Here is a 17,307-nt window from a genome sequence, read left to right on the forward strand (position 1 = left end):
ATCCGGTCACGGAAGTCGCCGTGAGCGGCCCGAACGAGCAGGGGCCTTGATCGGCGACCGTCCTGGCGGTTTTCCGGCCTGAACGCGGCGGCGGTTTTATTGTTTCAGGCTGTTTAACCGGCCTTTGATCCGTTCGTGCTGCATTTGCGAACCAGTGCGATTTACAATGCGCGACCTCTGATGGAGATCAAGCTCCGTGGATGTCCTCACGCAACTCTCTGCGCAGCTCAGCCGCTGGGTGATCGATCCGGTCACCGAGCAGTTCCTTGGCCTGTTCGATTTGAACGGCCGCCTTGGCGTGGTGTTCTTGCTCACGTCCTACGGCGTGGCGTACGGCCTTTATCGCCACCGAAAATCCCGGCATCTGACGCAGGCCCGATCCTTTTGGCAATTTGTCGGCGGCGGTCGCGTTCACGGGCATCGTTCGGCCTGGCTGGATTACCGTTATTACTTCATCAAGGCGATTCTTCGGGTGACGCTGGTGTTGCCCGTGGTCGGCCTCGTCGATCCGCACATTCTGCGTTCAGGCGACTACGCGCAGTTTTTCACTCAGCTCTGGGGCGCGCGCGAACAGGTGCCAGATCATCCGTTGATCGCGTTGTTCTACGGACTGGGCGTGTTCCTATTCAGGGATTTTCTGCATTACTGGATTCACCGCGCCTTCCACTCCCGCTATCTATGGGAATTTCACAAGGTTCACCATTCGGCGCCGGTGCTGGTGCCGGCCACCGCCAGCCGGATTCATATTGTCGAATCGATCGTTGAACGAATCGTCATCACCGCCGGCCTCGGCGCGTTTGCCGGTGTGGTCTGGTACGCCTGCGGCGGCGAGGTCAGCCGCTATACGTTGTTTGGCGTAACGTGGCTGGTGCTGATCATCAACAGCCTGGGCTCCAATCTGCGCCACAGCCATGTCTGGCTGTCGTTCGGGCCGGCGGTCGAACATGTGCTCAACAGCCCGGCCCAGCACCAGATCCACCACAGCGACGCCCCGCGACATTTCAACAAGAACTTCGCGATCAACCTGTCGCTGTGGGACTGGCTGTTCGGCACGCTGTACGTCACCACCTCGAAGCCCGAAGTCCTGCGCTTCGGCACGGGCGAGCAGGACCGCACGCGTTATCTGACGCTGTACAGCCTGATCGTCACACCATTCGTGGACACCGCCAAGCGCTTGTCGTCGAACGCCGGCGGGCTCAGAACCTGGTTCAACCAGCGTACGCCATGAGGGCTTCGCCGAAGGCCTGCGGGGTCGGGCTCTGCGGCCAGCTCGGCAGCCCCTCGGGCAATTTCAGCCAGGGTTGTTTGTGACTGACCCAGATGTGCGCCATCGGTTGCAGTGAGCGACTTTCATCGAGCGTGCCGGCGCGCAGCACTTTCATCCCCGGCGCGGCTGTCGTGGTGTTGCACAGACGCGTGTGGCAGACGCTGCACACCTGATGTTCGGAGCGCTGCCCATTGAGATCGTAGGCATAAGTGGTCAGCGGTCCGCTCAGCGTCAGGGCGTCGGCGGGCAGCAGCGCATGCAGGGCAAAGGCGCTGCCGCTCCAGGTCTGGCAATCCGTGCAATGGCAGGCGTAGATCGCCGGCGGCACGTCGGTGTTCAACTGATAGCGGACGGCACTGCAGCGACATTGGCCGGTGAGTGTCATGGGCAAGGCTCCTTCAACTGCGGGTTCGATGCCGGGCGCAAGGCCCGTGCGGTATGCTCGCGCAGCATGCCGCAGACCCCGGTGAATGAACATCGGCCAAAACTGCCCAACCGCTCACAGGAAATGTATGAACGCTCCACAACTTCAATGGGAAACCCAGCGCGCCTTTCTCGCGGTACTGCGCACCGGCAGTCTGTCCGGCGCCGCGCGCTTGCTGGGCATCGCCCAGGCCACGGCGCGACGGCGGATCGAGGCGCTGGAGCAGAGCGTCGGTGTCAGTCTGTTCATTCGCTCGCCGTCGGGACTGTTGCCGACCGAGACCGCCAGGGAGTTGATCGGCCACGTCGAAGCCATGGCCCTGGCCGCCAACGCCTTCAACCGCGCCGCTTCCGCCGACGTGGCGCAAACCGGCGGCACCGTGCGCCTGACGGCCGGCAAACTGTTGGGCGTCGAGATCCTGCCGCCGATGTTGCGCCGCCTGCGTCAGCAGCACCCGCAATTGGCGCTGGAACTGAACGTGTCGAATCGTCTGCAAACCCTCTCACGGCAAGAGGCCGACGTCGCCGTGCGCATCCGCCGCCCGACCGAAGCGTCGGTGGTGGCGCGCAAGGTCGGCGACCTGCACGTCGGCCTGTACGCCACGCCGGAATTGCTGGCGGAGCAGGGCGTGCCTGAAACGCCTGAGGACTTGCGCCGTTTTTCGCTGATCGGCCCGGATCGCAATGCGGGCGAGATCGAATTCCTGCGCGAGCGCGGCTTCGATTGTTCAGCCGAGCACACGGCCATCCGCACCGATGATCATCTGGCGCAATGGGCGGCGTTGCGTGCCGGGCTGGGGATTGGCGTGAGTTCCCGGCAACTGGCCGAGCGCCATGGTCTGATACGAGTTCTGCCCGCAGACGTGGATTTTACGATGGATGTGTGGATCGCCATGCATCAGGACATGCGCCGGGTGCAGCGGGTTTCAGCGGTGTTCGATGGCTTGGGGTCGGAATTGCACGCGTTTCTGGAAGGCTGACGTTCAGGTGATATCAATATGCGATAACGGTATTTAAATTTCGTTTTTTATAGCGATAGAGTCCGGCCTCACAGATTTCCCGGTAAATCACTGCGAGGTTGTCATGGCCCTACCGTTCAAACGTTCTGCACTGACGCTGCTGGCGGCTTCGCTGGCTGGTGCGCTGCTCGGAAACACTGCTCAAGCCGAAGGCAAGATCAGCATCGCCCAGCAATTCGGCATCGGTTATCTGATTCTGGATGTGGTGCGCGATCAGCAATTGATCGAGAAACACGGCAAGGCCCAGGGCCTGGACATCAAGGTCGACTGGAACAGTATTTCCGGCGCTACCGCCATGAACGAAGCGCTGCTCACCGGATCCCTGGACGTGGTCTCGGCCGGCGTGCCGCCGATGCTCACCGTGTGGGATCGCACCAAGGGCAAGCAGAACGTCAAGGCCATCGCTTCGCTGGGCTCGATGCCTAACTACCTGCTGACCAATAACCCGAACGTGAAAACCCTCAAGGACTTCAGCGACAAGGATCGCATCGCCGTACCGGCAGCGGGTGTGGGCTTCCAGTCCCGCACGCTGCAGATCGAAACGGCCAAGGAATTCGGCAATGACCAATACAAGAAATTCGACGACATCTCCGTCAGCCTGCCGCACCCGGATGCCACGGCCGCATTGATCGCCGGCGGCTCGGAAATCAACGCGCATTTCTCCAGCCCACCGTTCCAGTACCAGGCGTTGCAGAATCCCAACGTGCATAAAGTGCTGAGTTCCTACGACGTGCTCGGCGGCCAGGCCACGTTCAACGTGCTCTACACCACGGAAAAATTCCACGACGAAAACCCGAAAACCTACAAGGCGTTCTACGACGCCCTGGCCGAGGCCGAGAAGATCATCAAGGCCGACAAACCTGCGGCGGCCCAGGCCTATATCCGTGTCGAGCAGTCGAAACTGCCGTTGGCGCTGGTGGAGAAAATCGTCACCGACCCGGAAATCGATTTCACCGTGGTGCCGCAACGCACCTTTATCTATGCAGAGAAATTGCAGGAGCTGGGTGTGCTGAAGAACAAGGCGGACAGCTGGAAGGATTATTTCTTTGAAGAGGCGCATGGCGGGGCGGGGAGCTGAACACTCGTCCTTTCTGAACGGCCCGCCCGGCAGCCTGTGCTGACGGGCGGAGTTTTCGAATCAACTCACTGTGTCATCGAAGATACTCTCAATCGGCATCTCGAACGCCCGGGCAACCTGGAATGCCAGAGGCAGGCTCGGGTCGTAGCGTTCGTTTTCAATCGCATTGATGGTCTGGCGCGAAACGTTCAAGCGTTCGGCCAGATCCACCTGCGACCACTTGCGCTCGGCGCGCAGTTCCTTGAGCCGGTTCTTCATTGGTAGCGGCGCCGCGCGATGCGCAGGCCGACCATCCACATCGCGCCCATCACCGGCCAGACCCAGAACCACGGGATATGGGGGGCGCCGACGTTCTCCAGAAAACCGTAGCTGAAGGTCAGCAAGGCCGAGGCAGCGAAGGCGAAGCCGAGGGCTTCGAACTGGATGCGCAGATACATTTCGTCCAGACGCCTCATGTCGCGTACCACGCTCCAGCACACCAGTGCGGCCGGAATCATCGGCGTCAGAACAATGAGCGTGCGCAGGTAAATGTTGGCGTCCTCCAACGACTGCAGCGCAACCGTCGAGGCAATCAGCACGACGGCATACAGCACCAGCGCGCCGCCCATTTCGAGATGGAATCGATTCATGCTTCACTTCCTGTGTAAAAGACCCTTTACATAGTTACTGAAGCCACTAGTTATGTAAAGCACGCTTTCCATCAGGACTCGATCAACCCTCGGCATTCATCGACCGGATCAGGTTGTTGCGCAACTTGACGATCGATTTCTGCATCTGCGTGAACTCTTCCGTGGTCAGCCCCGTCGCCTCGAACAGGCTCGTGCCCGAAGACACGTTGCGCAGGTCACGGCCACTCTGGGTCAGGCTGATCCGCACCTGGCGTTCATCTGCCGGGTCACGCTGGCGTTGCACATAACCCATGGCCTGAAGTTTTTTCAGGATTGGCGTGAGGGTGTTCGATTCCAGGAACAGCTTCTCGCCCAGGCCGCCGACGGTCTGGTTGTCCTGCTCCCACAGGGAGACGATGGTGATGTACTGGGTGTATGTCAGACCGAGTCGTTCGAGGATCGGTTTGTAGGCCTTGCCGAACGCCAGGTTGGTGGAGTAGACGGCAAAGCACAGGAAATCGCTGAGTTTGAGATCGGTTGGTGCGGTATTGGCGGTGGAATTCATGTTCATCCTCGTGGGTCGGGTGACCGGTGAAACGTATGGGGCGAACTATACGTCGGATGCGATTCTATCGGGAGTGTTGATCATGTTGCCTGAAGTAACCGGTTCGCCATTCTCAGCGCGAACCGGTTAGTTATTCCTTATGCGCCTAAATCGCATGCGATGAGTTTTGTACCAAAAAATTACTCGGTGATGACGTTCAGTGCCACCTCGATGTTGCCGCGAGTCGCCTTGGAGTACGGGCAGATCTGGTCAGCGGTGTGGGCCAGGTTTTTCGCGATGTCCTCAGCGATGCCCGGGACGCGCAGGGTCAGGCGAGCCTGAAGGAAATAGGCGGGGCCGGTCTGGCCCAGATCCACTTCGATGTCTACCGACATGTCGGCCGGCAGCACCACGCCCAGGTCATTGGCCACCAGGCCGACGGCGGCGGTGTAGCAGGACGACCAGGCACCGGCGAACAGTTGCTCGGCGGTCGGGTGGGGCAGGACGTTGGCAAACACGTGCGCCAGTTTGGCACTGCCGGGCGTCGAGAGCTGAATGTCCAGATTGCCGTTGTGACCACGGGAGGTGAGACCGGCGCTGCTGGCGGTGGTGTGGGTTTTGCCGGTGGCCAGGACTTTTTCGATTTTGCTCATGGGGGAATCCTCAAGGTGTTGTGATTGGTTGTGATCGTATACGGTTAGATCGTATGCGATGTAATAATAATCCTCTCGCCCTCTGGTTCTGTCAACCCGCTTGGCGGTGCCAATACGACCGGCGGTTATCCGCAAGTCCGCCGGCCGGGTGAGCGGCAAACCCGCGTCTATAGTGAGAGGGCTGTGTGAAACGGGTGGCGCACCTCAAGGCTGCGACGGGAGGCGCCGAGTGAACAATCTGCTGTTTTTCATTCAGGAGATCGCCATGAGTCAGATCGAAAAAGTCCTCTACACCGCGAAAACCCACACCACCGGCGGACGTGACGGCGCATCGCGCAGTTCCGACGGGATCCTCGATGTAAAACTGTCGTCGCCCGGTTCCAGTGGCGGCGGGACCAATCCGGAACAATTGTTCGCCGCAGGCTGGTCGGCGTGTTTCATCGGCGCGATGAAAGCGGTGGCGGGGCAGCAGAAAATCAGCCTGCCAGCGGATCTGGCGGTGGATGCCGAAGTGGACCTGGGTACCAACTCGGGAGGGTATCTCCTGCAGGCGCGACTGAATGTGAGCCTGCCGGGTATGGAGCGCGGCGCGGCGCAGCAGCTGGTGGATGCGGCGCATCAGGTGTGCCCGTACTCCAAGGCCACGCGCAACAATATCGAGGTCGAATTGAAACTGGTCTGATATCCAGATGCAAAAGGGGCGGCATGATCATCGATCATGCCGCCCCTTTTGTTTTTTGAAACCGTGGATCTGTCAGTCAGCGATCAATGCATCTTGCTGTGATCGTGGCCTTCCATGGTCAGCGCCTTGACCGGCGCTTTCACTTCCACGGTTTCCTTTTCGCCCTTGGCATTTTCGATAGTCAGGGTCAGCGGCACGCTGTCGCCTTCTTTCAGTTGAGCGGTCAGGCCCATCAGCATCACGTGGTAGCCATTCGGGTCGAAGTTGACGGCTTTGCCCGCTGGCAGGTCGACCGATTTCACCGGGCCCATGCTCATCACGTCGTTCTTCATGGTCATTTCATGAATCTGCACGTCCTTGGCCGCAGGCGAGGCAACGCTGAGCAGCTTGCTGTCGCTGTCGGCGGTGACGGTCATGAACGCGCCGCTGGCCGACTGGTTCGGCACGGTCGCGCGCACCCAGGCGTCGTCGACCCTGGTCTGCGCCGATACCTGGAAAGCCAGGCCCAGCAGGGACAGGCCCAGTGCGGCACGTTTGATGTTGTTCAGAAAAGGGTTCATCAGCAGACCTCCATGACGGTAAGCAAATCTTCCGTGCACTCTTGTGCAGAAAGCGATTGAGACAGGCCCACGCGCAACGTGCCCCGGGTGTCGTAGACATAGCTGGTGGCGGTGTGGGAGAGGGTATAGGTGTCGCCGGCCGGGACCTTTTCGTAGAACACGTCGAATTCCTTGGCGGTGGCCTTGGTTTCTTCGAGGGTGCCGTACAGCGCGACGAAGCTTGGATCGAAAGTCTTGACGTAGGCGTCGAGGATTTCCGGGGTGTCGCGTTCCGGGTCGAGGGTGATGAATACCACTTGCAGGATGTCACCGTCCTTGCCCATCAGCTTCTTGATTTTTGCGGCGCGGGCCAGCGTCGTGGGGCAGATCGCCGGGCACTGGGTGAAGCCGAAGAAGATCATCGGCATCAGGCCGCGAAAGCTCGACAGCGACACGGTGTTGCCTTCGGTGTCCTTGAGCTTGAAGGTGCGTCCGAGGATCTTGTCGCTCAGATCCTTGCCGTACTTGTACGACAGTTCGCCGCGGGTGTCGCAGCCGGCGAGCAGGCCGAGACCGAGTACGCCCATTCCCGCAAGCACCTTGCGGCGAGTCAACAAAGCCGTCATTTCATACCGCCCTTTGGAGCCCGCCAGTCGGCAGGACAGGCGGGCGGGTTAACCGTAAAAGCGGCGCATGATACCAAAATGATCCGCTGCGCCGGTTTTCGATCGCCGGGCAATGTGGGATCTGGCGACAAAAGGTGTAAGAAAAAATGACGCAGGGTAAGGAGTGCGATCTCACTGGTTGTATCAAGGGACGATTTTCATATCGTCAGCGATTACAACTCCGCTGGGCGATGATCGGAACAGGCAGTTGACGACAGCGCCCAGGTTGTTCATCAAAAACCATATGGGAAGTGTGCATTCCATCATCGGAGTACTCAGGAAATTCGTCATGTGCAGATCTACCGAACTGTTAGCTCCCGTAAAGATAAGTCTCTCTATGTTTGAGTCGGCCGGGGCTTGAATCTTCGCTCCGGGCGGGCTAATCCGTGCCACTGAGAGAGTCTTTGTCACAGCATCGAAACCTTCGATGTTGTAGGGCAGGAATTTCGTGATTTTATCCGCCATCGAATGTGCTCCCTTCGTTGATCTCGGCAAATTCCGAGTAAAGGGAGCATATGATTCCACCTATTTACCTTCTACTGTCATTTCTGACAGTTGCTCAGACTGATAGGAAATGGTGGGCAACTCCATTTATTGGCTTCGAATATATAGCGTTACTGATGATTTGATCCCTCACCAGCACTCCAGCCACCACCCAGCGCGGTGTACAGGTTCACTTGCGCCACCAGTTGCGCCAACCGGTCGGTAATCAGTCCTTGCTGGGAACTGAACAGCGAACGCTGGGCATCGAGGAACGTCAGGCTGCTGTCGACGCCGCTTCGATATCGGTGCTGCGCCATGTCGTAGTAGTCCTGGGTCGCCTGCACCAGATCGCGTTGGGCCTGGAGTTGTTGTTCGTAGGTCTGGCGCGCCGCGAGGCCGTCGGACACTTCCTGGAATGCCGTCTGAATGGTCTTTTCGTACTCGGCGACGGTGATGTCTTTTTGCAGCTTCGCGTAATCAAGGCTCGCACGCAGACTGCCGGCGTTGAAGATCGGCAGGTTGATCTGCGGCTGGAACGTCCAGGCCCCGGAGCCGCCCTTGAACAGCCCGGAAAGGTCGCGGCTGGACGTCCCGGCATTGGCGGTCAGGCTGACACTCGGGAAAAACGCCGCCCGCGCCGCGCCGATGTTGGCATTGGCGGCGCGCAGCTTGTATTCGGCCTGGAGAATGTCCGGCCGGCGTTGCAACAAATCCGACGGCAACCCGGCCGGCACGGTTGCCACCAGATCACTGTCCAGCGGACGCGCTGGCAGGTGCTCGGGCACCGGCGCGCCCACCAGCAGCGTCAGGCTGTTCAAGTCCTGGGCAACCTGACGCTGATAACGGGCCAGGCTCGCGCGGGTGCTGTCGACACTGGTCTGCGCCTGAATCTGGTCCAGCGCCGAAGACTTGCCGGCCTCGCGGTTGCGGGTGGTCAGGTGCAGGCTTCGTTCGTCGGCGGCCAGCGTCTCCCGGGCCAGCGCCAGCAACTCCTGATCGGCGCGCCACGTCAGGTAGGCGTTGGCGACGTTGGCCACCAGACTCAATTGCGCACTGCGCCGGGCCTCTTCGGTGGACAGCCAGGTCAGCAGCGCCTGCTCGCTGAGGCTGCGCACCCGGCCGAAGAAGTCCAGTTCATAGGCGCTGATGCCCAGGTTCACCGAATAGGTCGAGGTGATCGCCGCCTTGGTGCGGGTCACGCTGGACGGCACCCGCTGACGCAATTCGTTGGCGTTGGCCGACACCGCCGGCAGCAGATCGGCACGCTGGATGCGGTACTGCGCCTGAAACGCCTCGACGTTCAGCGCGGCCACCCGCAGATCACGGTTGTTGACCAGTGCGCTTTCGATCAATTGCTGCAACGCCGGGTCATTGAACAGCGCGCGCCAGTCCTCGACCCGGGGTGTGACCGGGGATTGCGCGGCATACGCCGGACCTTGGGGATACTGCGCCGCGCTCGGCGATGCCGGTCGCTGATAATCGGGAATCAACGAACAACCGCCCAGCAGCAGCGCGGCGGACAGCAGGGAAATCGGCAACCTGGACATCAAACAGCCTCGTTCACGAATGAGAGCGGACGCCGGGCGCCCGTGATGAGAAAAACGCCGGATCAGGCCCCGGCCATCCATTTCGCCAGACCATGACGGCCGCTGACCCCAAGCTTGGCGGCTGCGCGCTTGAGGTAGGTCTCGATCGAGCTGTTCTTGACCCGCAGCTTTTCTGCCATTTGCGGCACGGTGCCGCCGGTCAGCAGGCCCAGGCAGACCTCTTTTTCGCGCACCGACAAGGTGATGTCGCCCAACGCCAGGCGTTCGTCGAACACCTGTTGCAACGGTGTTTGTGGTTGATCGGCTTGTGGCGCGCGGGGTTGGCGGGCGATGGCTTGTCGACTGATGTGCGCGTGGCGCTCGATCAGGGGCAGCAGGGTGTCGGACAGGCGCTTGAGGAACGACAGCTCCGGCAGGGAAAACACCCGATGCGTGTGGGGACGGTAGAACGAGATGACGCAACGGCGGTTGGACGTGCGGGACACCAGATTGCATTGGTGGACGCTGTGGTGCGGGTGTCGATGCTGGAGCGAGGCTTTCAGTTGAATCAGTAGCGAGTCGTTCATCTCGATCATCTGTTGCAGCAGCGGGTGGTCGTCCGGGTGCTGCAACGGCTCCGGGGGCGGGAAGGTGTCCGGCAAACCGGCACTGCCCAACGCCTTGATCTCGACCACGCTGGCTTCCCGCTCATCCAGGGTCCACTCACTGAGATGGACGCGATTGACCGGCACGAGGTTGTCGACCAACTGGAACATGTTCGTGGCAAAACGCTCGTTGCCGGTGCTGGCGATCAGTTCACCCAGTTGCCAGTAGAAGTGCGGATTTTCCATGTTGCGAAGACTGCCGGTCAGATTCATATCCTTGTCATCCTTGATTTAGAGCCATTGCCGAATCGTCTGCCGTGCATGCACCCGTGAAACGCCCACCCAGTCTTTTCTCCTTGAAATCGATCTGGAGCGGGATTTAAGCCTATGCATTTGTCCTACGTCTGTAGGGGAAAACAGGGACACAAAGTGCCACCATTTCCGAAAAAATGGCGTCACGTTTCTGTCAGATCAATGTGCAAGCTCTCGTAGTCCATGACTGTACGGTCTAGTGCGAACCCCGAAATCCGGGGCTCGGACCGACGCGCCCTACAATTGCGAGGCGCTAGTCGGTAGCAGCGAGTGGCGATTGTCCTACAGAATTTTCAGCCATTTCTTTCCGAACTTTTAGGGGGATCGCTGACTTATCCGGCCCTGTTGGCTCGCAGGACTGTACGAAGTGGGCAGGGTTGTCCGGGTTTCACGTGTCACGCCGATTTCGGGGCCGATGCTTGAATACGCGCCAAATCACGTGAGATGGATCTTATGAACCAATTTGCTGCCGACGCGGCGGACGGTCTGTCCGCGATTTCCGAGGCTTTCCCGCTGACCGCTGCCCAGCGCGACATCTGGCTCGATCAAGTGCGTCAGGGAAACTCGCCGATGTACAACATCGGTGGCTATGTCGAACTGACCGGGCCGCTGGATCCGGCGCTGATGCAGGCGGCGCTTGAAGGGCTCGTGGCCCGGCATGACGCCATGCGCACCAGCCTGCTGCCGGGGGCCGGCGAGCATGGGCTGCCGTTGCAGCGTTTCGCGCAATCGATGCCGGTGCCGATGCCGGTGCACGATTTTCGCAGCCATCCCGACCCTTATTCCGCCGCACGCCAACTGACTCAGGAATGCATTGAGCAGCGGTTCACACTGAACGGCGGGCCGTTGTTCCGGTTTTGCCTGATCTGCCTCGATGACGACTGCCATTGGCTGTCACTCCAGGCACATCACCTGATCGTCGATGGCTGGGGTTTCGGCGAGATGCTCAAATCCCTCGACGAGATTTACAACGCGCTGGCGCTCGGGCAGCAGCCGCCCGATTCGGCACCGTCCTATGTCGATTTCATCCGTGATGATGCGCGGTATTTTCAGTCCGCCCGTTATGCCCGTGACCGTGCGTACTGGCTGGACAAATACCAGCACCGTCCCGAGCCGCTGTTGTTGCCGCGTTATCAGGAACGCTTTGCCGGCGCTGCGGCACCGACGCGGATTTTCTCGCAAGTCTTTCCGGCACGCCTGCATGAACGCATGAAGCAGGTGGCCCGAGAGTACGGCGCGTCGGCGTTTCATGTGCTGCTGGCAGCGATCCATGTGTACTTCAGCCGCAGCGCCCAGCGTGACGAATGGGTGGTGGGCGTGCCGCTGCTCAACCGTTCCGGCGCCCGGTTCAAATCGACCCTGGGGCTGTTCACCCAGGTCAGCGCGGTGCGCATGGGGTTCGGTCGCGAGTTGTCGTTCAAGGCACTGGTCAAGGCGATTGGCGATGAACTGAAACAGGATTTCCGCCATCAGCGTTTCCCCCTCAGCGAGATGAACCGCGCACTCGGTCTGCTGCGCGAGGATCGCTCGCAGCTGTTCGAAGTGACCGTGTCCTATGAGCGCGACGCGCATGAATACCGCTATGGCGATGCGCAGGGGCGGGTGGTCAAAGTGTCGAACCACGAAGAGGGCACGCCGCTGTCCGTGCACCTGCTGAGCAGCCGGGGCGACGACGAGGACAGTTTGTACATGGTGTACAACGAAGCCTACTTTGACGCCGACGAAATCGCGGCGCTGAGCGGGCGCTTGCTGTGGGTGCTGGAGCAGGGGCTTGAAGAGCCGGCGCTGGCGGTGGGCGATTTCAGCCTGAGCCTGCCGGCTGAAACGGCGCTGTTGCAGCAGTGGAATGACACACGCGTTGAATTCCCCAATGACCTGACCATCCACCAGCGCATCGAAGCGCAAGCGGCGATGCGACCGGATGCGGTGGCGGCAGAGTTCCAGGACTTGCGGCTGACCTATGCCGACCTGAACCGACAGGCCAACGCTCTGGCCCATCATTTGATCGGGCTCGGCGTGCGACCCGATGACCGCGTGGCGCTGGTCGCCCGCCGAGGGCTGGACACACTGGTCGCGCTGCTGGCGATCCTCAAGTCCGGCGCCGGTTACGTGCCGGTCGATCCGGCCCATCCGGCGGAACGTTTGAGCTATTTATTGAGCGACAGCGCTCCGGTTGTGGTTCTGACCCAGCGCGATCTGCGCGAACGCTTGCCGGTGCTGGACGTGCCGGTGATCGAAATCGATTCGCGCGGCTGGCCGATCAACGATCTCAACCCCGACGTCTCGGGACTGACCACCGCGCACCTGGCCTACGTGATCTACACCTCCGGCTCCACCGGCCAGCCCAAAGGCGTGATGGTCGAGCATCACACGTTATCGAACCTGGTCGACTGGCATTGCACAGCCTTCGATCTGTGTGCCGGTCGCCACACTTCAAGCCTCGCCGGCTTCGGCTTCGACGCCATGGCCTGGGAAGTCTGGCCCGCGCTGTGTGCCGGCGCGACCCTGCACCTGGCGCCTTCCCGCGACGGCGGCGAAGACATCGACGCGCTGCTCGACTGGTGGCGCGCGCAGCCGCTGGACGTGAGTTTCCTGCCGACCCCGATTGCCGAGTACGCCTTCAGTCGTCACCTCGAACACCCGACCTTGCGCACGCTGCTGATCGGTGGTGATCGCCTGCGTCAGTTCAATCGCGAGCAGACGTTCGCGGTGATCAACAACTACGGCCCGACCGAAGCGACGGTGGTCGCCACCTCGGGCCGAATCGAACCGGACCGGACGCTGCACATCGGCAAACCCGTGAGCAATGCCACGGCCTATCTGCTGGATGACCGACAGCGTCCGGTGCCGATTGGCGTGGCCGGCGAGCTGTACGTCGGTGGCGCCGGCGTGGCGCGGGGTTACTTCAACCGTCCGGAGCTGACCGCCGAACGCTTTCTCGACGATCCATTCAGCCGCCAGCCAAACGCACGTATGTACCGCACCGGCGACCTCGCACGCTGGCGCCAGGACGGCACTATCGAATACCTGGGCCGCAACGACGATCAGGTGAAAATCCGTGGCGTGCGCATCGAGCCCGGCGAAATCGAAGCCGCGTTGAGCAGCCATGAGTCGGTGCGCGATGCGGTGGTGCAGGTGCGCGACGGGCAGTTGCTGGCCTGGTTCACCGAACGCCAGCCGCTGGATATCACGCAACTGCATGCTCACCTCAAGCCCCGTCTGCCCAGCGCGATGCTGCCATCGGCCTACGTGCGTTTGACGGCGTTGCCGCTGACGGCCAACGGCAAACTGGATCGCCAGGCGTTGCCGGCACCGGGGCCTGAGGCGTTGATCCGCCGCGAATATGAAGCCCCGCAAGGCGATGTCGAAATCCTCCTGGCGCAGATCTGGGCCGAGGTGCTGCAAGTCGAAAAGGTCGGGCGTCACGATCACTTCTTTGAACTGGGCGGGCACTCGTTGCTGGCGGTCAACCTGATCGAACGCATGCGTCAGCTCGGCATGAGCAGCGATGTGCGCGTGCTGTTCGGCCAGCCGACATTGGCGGCGCTGGCCGCGTCGGTGGGCAGTGGCCGCGAGGTCGAAGTGCCGGCCAACCGCATTCCGCAAGGTTGCACGCGGATCACGCCGGACCTGTTGCCGTTGGTTGAACTGGATCAGGCCACCCTCGACCGGATCATCGCCACGGTGCCGGGCGGGGCGGCCAACGTGCAGGATATTTATCCATTGGCGCCGTTGCAGGAAGGCATTCTTTATCACCACATCACTGCCGCGCAGGGCGATCCGTACCTGCTGCAATCGCAGCTGGCGTTCGACAGCGTCGAGCGGGTCGAGGCCTATGCGGCCGCGTTACGTCAGGTCATGGCGCGCCACGACATTCTGCGTACTGCGGTGGTCTGGGAAGGTTTGACCACCCCGGTGCAGGTGGTCTGGCGCGAAGCCGAACTGCCGGTGCAGGAAATCACCCTCGATCCGGCCGAGGGCGATGTCCTCGCGCAACTGCACGCGCGCTTCGATGCCCGACGTTATCGCATCGACGTCAGTCAGGCGCCGCTGATCCGGCTGATGTATGCCCGCGACCCGGCTCATGGGCGGATCGTGGCGATTCTGTTGTTCCATCACCTGGCGCTGGATCACATCGCGCTGGAAGTCTTGCGTCAGGAAATGCGCGCCAACCTGTTGGGGCTCGATGAACCGCTGCCGCCAGCGGTGCCTTATCGCAATTACGTGGCCCAGACCCGGCTCGGTGTCAGCGAACAGGAACATGAAGCGTTCTTCCGCGAGATGCTCGCCGACATCGACGAGCCAACCTTGCCGTTCGGCTTGCAGGATGTGCAGGGCGACGGGCGCGGTATCGACGAAGCCGTGCGCACGCTTGCGCCGGAACTGGATCGGCGTTTGCGCCTTCAGGCGCGGCAGGCGGGCGTCAGCGTGGCCAGCCTGATTCACCTGGCCTGGGCGCAGGTGCTGGCGGCGACCTCGGGGCAGGAACGTGTGGTGTTCGGCAGCGTTTTTATGGGCCGGATGCAAGGCGGCGAGGGTGCCGATCGAGCGCTGGGGGTGTTCATCAACACCTTGCCATTGCGGGTGGACATGGACCGGGGCGCGCGCGATGCGGTGCCGCTCACCCACGCCCGACTGACCGAGTTGCTCGGGCATGAACACGCGTCGCTGGCGCTGGCCCAGCGTTGCAGCGGTGTCGCGTCACCGGCGCCGCTGTTCAGTGCGTTGCTCAACTATCGGCACACCGACCTTGAGGCGCAGGAATCGGCGTCGGACCAAGCCTGGCAAGGCATTCAGACCCTGGAGAACGAAGAGCGCACCAACTACCCGATGACCCTGAGCGTCGATGATCTGGGCAGCGCTTTGCAGATCACCACGCGGACCCTGATGAGCATCGGTGCGCAGCGCATCGGCGACTACGTGCAAACCGCGTTGCAGGCACTGGTCGATGCCCTGGAGCAAACCCCGCAACAGCCGCTGAATCGCTTGCCGATCCTGCCGGCGGCGGAGCTTGAACAACTGCTGGTCGAGTTCAATGCCAGCGAAGTCGATTGCCCGCTCGATCAGCCGCTTCAGGTGCTGTTCGAGCAACAAGTGCAACGCAAGCCCGACGCCATCGCATTGCAGGCTGGCGAGCAACAGCTGACCTATCGCCAGCTGAACGAACAGGCCAACCGTCTGGCGCATCATTTACGCGAGCACGGCGTGCAACCCGATTCGCGGGTGGCGATCTGCGTCGAGCGAAGTCTGGATCTGATAGTCGGCCTGCTCGGCATTCTCAAGGCCGGCGGCGCGTATGTGCCGCTGGATCCCGACTATCCGCTGGATCGATTGCATTACATGTTGCAGGACAGCGCGCCGGTTGCGGTGCTGGTACACGAAACCACCCGCAATCTGTTGGGCGATCCGGGTGTGCCGGTCATCGATTTCGACCGTTGCATCTGGCAGGGCGCATCGACTGAAAACCTACAAGTACCGGGTCTGAGCGCTTCAAACCTGGCCTACATGATCTACACCTCGGGCTCCACCGGCACGCCGAAGGGCGTGATGGTCGAGCACCGAAGCGCCTGCAACATGGTCCACTGGGGCTCGCAGATCAGCCCGCCGACCGAGCACGGCGCGCTGTTACAGAAGGCGCCATTCAGCTTCGACAGTTCGGTGTGGGAGATTTTCTGGCCGCTGTGTTCCGGCCTGCGGCTGGTGCTGGCGCGCCCCGACGGCAACCGCGATTCGGCCTATGTGACTCAGGTGATTCGTGAACGGCAGATCACCGTGGTCAAGTTCGTGCCGGCGCTGCTGCAACAGTTCATCGAACAGGATGATGTCAGCCAGTGCACCAGCCTGACCGACGTGCTCAACGGTGGCGGTGAGCTGACCGCCGCACTGGCCCGGCGTGTCCGCGAACGCCTGCCGTGGGTGCGTCTGCATAACGTCTACGGCCCGACCGAAACCACGGTCGACAGCACCGGCTGGACGCTGGAACCGGATCAACCGGTGCCGGAAACCGTGGTGCCGATCGGCAAGGCCCTGAGCAACACCCGGCTCTATGTGCTGGATGCCCACGATCAACCGGTGCCATTCGGCGTCAGCGGTCATTTGCACATCGGCGGGGTCGGGGTTGCGCGGGGTTATCGGGGATTGCCGGATATGCAGGCCGAGCGCTTCATCGACAGCCCGTTCGTGGCCGGTGATCGCCTGTACCGCACTGGCGATCTGGTGCGCTACCGGGCGGATGGCAACATCGAATTCCTCGGCCGCAACGACTTCCAGATCAAGCTGCGCGGCCTGCGTCTGGAGCCGGGGGAAATCGAAGCGCGGCTGATCGAGCACCCGGCGGTGCGTGAAACGGTGGTGCTGGTGCGGGACGAGCGACTGGTGGCGTATTTCACCGTGCGCGAAGGCTTCGACGCGCCCCCCATCGAAACCTTGCGTGCCCATGTGCTGGAGCGTTTGCCGGAGTACATGGCGCCGGGCGCTTACGTGAAACTCGACGCATTGCCCCTGACCCCCAACGACAAGGTCGACCGCAAAGCCTTGCCGGCACCGGGGGCAGAGGCGGTGCTCAGTCGCCGCTATGAGGCGCCCGAGGGCGAAGTCGAAATCCGGCTGGCGCAGATCTGGGCCGAGGTGCTGCAACTGGAGCAGGTCGGGCGCAACGACCACTTCTTTGAGCTCGGCGGGCATTCGTTGCTGGCGGTCAGTCTGGTGGCGCGCATGCGTCAGGCCGGGCTGCACGTCGATGCGCGGACGCTGTTCAGCCAGCCGACCCTGGCCGCGCTGGCGGCGCAGACCTCGGCGCAGGCAAAACAGGTGGAAGTCCCGCAAACCACCATACCGACGCTCAATCGCAAACGCCGGCTCTGAGGCGACATCGGCGTCGATTCGCGGTTCCCGCGGATCGAC

The 17,307-nt window shown here is 61.6% G+C and carries 15 protein-coding genes; 5 read left to right on the top strand and 10 right to left on the bottom strand.

The window, feature by feature from the left end; genetic code table 11:
- The first annotated feature begins 196 nt into the window (after positions 1 to 196).
- The gene (locus tag K5E37_RS02995; RefSeq protein ID WP_221533106.1) at positions 197 to 1,228 is read left to right on the top strand and encodes a sterol desaturase family protein; all 1,032 of its coding nucleotides are present in this window, start codon (positions 197 to 199) and stop codon (positions 1,226 to 1,228) included.
- Here the strand turns inward: K5E37_RS02995 and K5E37_RS03000 are convergent.
- Positions 1,209 to 1,652, bottom strand: coding sequence for a GFA family protein (locus K5E37_RS03000; RefSeq protein WP_221533107.1), 444 nt, complete (start codon positions 1,650 to 1,652; stop codon positions 1,209 to 1,211). The two genes, K5E37_RS02995 and K5E37_RS03000, sit on opposite strands and share 20 nt — an antisense overlap.
- A 127-nt stretch (positions 1,653 to 1,779) precedes the next feature.
- Between K5E37_RS03000 and K5E37_RS03005 the strand changes: the two genes are divergently transcribed.
- Both K5E37_RS03005 and K5E37_RS03010 read left to right on the top strand, forming a co-directional pair.
- Positions 1,780 to 2,670, top strand: coding sequence for a LysR family transcriptional regulator (locus K5E37_RS03005; protein WP_221533108.1), 891 nt, complete (start codon positions 1,780 to 1,782; stop codon positions 2,668 to 2,670).
- Between the two features lie 103 nt (positions 2,671 to 2,773).
- Entirely contained in the window at positions 2,774 to 3,787 is a 1,014-nt protein-coding gene (locus tag K5E37_RS03010; RefSeq protein ID WP_085608945.1) for an ABC transporter substrate-binding protein, read from the top strand.
- Between the two features lie 60 nt (positions 3,788 to 3,847).
- Here the strand turns inward: K5E37_RS03010 and K5E37_RS03015 are convergent, their stop codons facing one another.
- The 4 genes from K5E37_RS03015 to K5E37_RS03030 form a co-directional block, all read right to left on the bottom strand.
- The gene (locus K5E37_RS03015; protein WP_221533109.1) at positions 3,848 to 4,045 is read right to left on the bottom strand and encodes a helix-turn-helix transcriptional regulator; all 198 of its coding nucleotides are present in this window, start codon (positions 4,043 to 4,045) and stop codon (positions 3,848 to 3,850) included.
- Positions 4,042 to 4,416, bottom strand: coding sequence for a hypothetical protein (locus tag K5E37_RS03020; protein ID WP_221533110.1), 375 nt, complete (start codon positions 4,414 to 4,416; stop codon positions 4,042 to 4,044). Before K5E37_RS03020 ends, K5E37_RS03015 begins: the two co-directional genes overlap by 4 nt.
- Before the next feature lie 82 nt (positions 4,417 to 4,498).
- Positions 4,499 to 4,960, bottom strand: a complete 462-nt coding sequence (locus K5E37_RS03025; RefSeq protein WP_085608943.1) for a MarR family winged helix-turn-helix transcriptional regulator — start codon at positions 4,958 to 4,960, stop codon at positions 4,499 to 4,501.
- Between the two features lie 179 nt (positions 4,961 to 5,139).
- Positions 5,140 to 5,592: an Ohr family peroxiredoxin gene (locus tag K5E37_RS03030; protein WP_221533111.1), complete on the bottom strand. Its 453-nt coding sequence runs from the start codon at positions 5,590 to 5,592 to the stop codon at positions 5,140 to 5,142.
- Positions 5,593 to 5,857: 265 nt separating this feature from the next.
- Between K5E37_RS03030 and K5E37_RS03035 the strand changes: the two genes are divergently transcribed.
- Positions 5,858 to 6,274: an organic hydroperoxide resistance protein gene (locus K5E37_RS03035; RefSeq protein WP_007956881.1), complete on the top strand. Its 417-nt coding sequence runs from the start codon at positions 5,858 to 5,860 to the stop codon at positions 6,272 to 6,274.
- A gap of 83 nt (positions 6,275 to 6,357) precedes the next feature.
- Here the strand turns inward: K5E37_RS03035 and K5E37_RS03040 are convergent, their stop codons facing one another.
- The 5 genes from K5E37_RS03040 to K5E37_RS03060 all read right to left on the bottom strand — a co-directional run bounded on the left by K5E37_RS03040 (position 6,358) and on the right by K5E37_RS03060 (position 10,365).
- Positions 6,358 to 6,834, bottom strand: a complete 477-nt coding sequence (locus tag K5E37_RS03040; protein ID WP_221533112.1) for a copper chaperone PCu(A)C — start codon at positions 6,832 to 6,834, stop codon at positions 6,358 to 6,360.
- Complete coding sequence (locus K5E37_RS03045) at positions 6,834 to 7,439, bottom strand: SCO family protein (protein ID WP_179695470.1); 606 nt, start codon at positions 7,437 to 7,439, stop codon at positions 6,834 to 6,836. The genes K5E37_RS03040 and K5E37_RS03045 overlap by 1 nt, the downstream gene beginning before the upstream one ends.
- A 183-nt stretch (positions 7,440 to 7,622) precedes the next feature.
- On the bottom strand, positions 7,623 to 7,943 hold the full coding sequence (locus tag K5E37_RS03050) for a hypothetical protein (RefSeq protein WP_221533113.1): 321 nt from the start codon (positions 7,941 to 7,943) through the stop codon (positions 7,623 to 7,625).
- Between the two features lie 149 nt (positions 7,944 to 8,092).
- A complete protein-coding gene (adeC, locus tag K5E37_RS03055; protein ID WP_221533114.1) occupies positions 8,093 to 9,508 on the bottom strand; it encodes an AdeC/AdeK/OprM family multidrug efflux complex outer membrane factor in 1,416 nt (471 codons plus the stop codon).
- Between the two features lie 62 nt (positions 9,509 to 9,570).
- Positions 9,571 to 10,365, bottom strand: coding sequence for a helix-turn-helix transcriptional regulator (locus K5E37_RS03060; RefSeq protein ID WP_085608940.1), 795 nt, complete (start codon positions 10,363 to 10,365; stop codon positions 9,571 to 9,573).
- Positions 10,366 to 10,857: 492 nt separating this feature from the next.
- On the opposite strand from K5E37_RS03060, the gene K5E37_RS03065 reads away from it, so the two are divergent.
- Positions 10,858 to 17,268, top strand: a complete 6,411-nt coding sequence (locus K5E37_RS03065) for a non-ribosomal peptide synthetase (protein ID WP_221533115.1) — start codon at positions 10,858 to 10,860, stop codon at positions 17,266 to 17,268.
- Positions 17,269 to 17,307 lie beyond the last annotated feature (39 nt).

The organism is Pseudomonas sp. RIT778 (assembly GCF_019718735.1).
In the GTDB taxonomy this organism is placed as follows: domain Bacteria; phylum Pseudomonadota; class Gammaproteobacteria; order Pseudomonadales; family Pseudomonadaceae; genus Aquipseudomonas; species Aquipseudomonas aphyarum.

Bases quoted from the DNA above. Each gene is read 5' to 3' on its own strand.
- K5E37_RS03000 (WP_221533107.1), bottom strand. From the start codon at position 1,652: ATGACACTCACCGGCCAATGTCGCTGCAGTGCCGTCCGCTATCAGTTG.
- K5E37_RS03005 (WP_221533108.1), top strand. From the start codon at position 1,780: ATGAACGCTCCACAACTTCAATGGGAAACCCAGCGCGCCTTTCTCGCG.
- K5E37_RS03010 (WP_085608945.1), top strand. From the start codon at position 2,774: ATGGCCCTACCGTTCAAACGTTCTGCACTGACGCTGCTGGCGGCTTCG.
- K5E37_RS03015 (WP_221533109.1), bottom strand. From the start codon at position 4,045: ATGAAGAACCGGCTCAAGGAACTGCGCGCCGAGCGCAAGTGGTCGCAG.
- K5E37_RS03020 (WP_221533110.1), bottom strand. From the start codon at position 4,416: ATGAATCGATTCCATCTCGAAATGGGCGGCGCGCTGGTGCTGTATGCC.
- K5E37_RS03025 (WP_085608943.1), bottom strand. From the start codon at position 4,960: ATGAATTCCACCGCCAATACCGCACCAACCGATCTCAAACTCAGCGAT.
- K5E37_RS03030 (WP_221533111.1), bottom strand. From the start codon at position 5,592: ATGAGCAAAATCGAAAAAGTCCTGGCCACCGGCAAAACCCACACCACC.
- K5E37_RS03035 (WP_007956881.1), top strand. From the start codon at position 5,858: ATGAGTCAGATCGAAAAAGTCCTCTACACCGCGAAAACCCACACCACC.
- K5E37_RS03040 (WP_221533112.1), bottom strand. From the start codon at position 6,834: ATGAACCCTTTTCTGAACAACATCAAACGTGCCGCACTGGGCCTGTCC.
- K5E37_RS03045 (WP_179695470.1), bottom strand. From the start codon at position 7,439: ATGACGGCTTTGTTGACTCGCCGCAAGGTGCTTGCGGGAATGGGCGTA.
- K5E37_RS03050 (WP_221533113.1), bottom strand. From the start codon at position 7,943: ATGGCGGATAAAATCACGAAATTCCTGCCCTACAACATCGAAGGTTTC.
- adeC (WP_221533114.1), bottom strand. From the start codon at position 9,508: ATGTCCAGGTTGCCGATTTCCCTGCTGTCCGCCGCGCTGCTGCTGGGC.
- K5E37_RS03060 (WP_085608940.1), bottom strand. From the start codon at position 10,365: ATGAATCTGACCGGCAGTCTTCGCAACATGGAAAATCCGCACTTCTAC.
- K5E37_RS03065 (WP_221533115.1), top strand. From the start codon at position 10,858: ATGAACCAATTTGCTGCCGACGCGGCGGACGGTCTGTCCGCGATTTCC.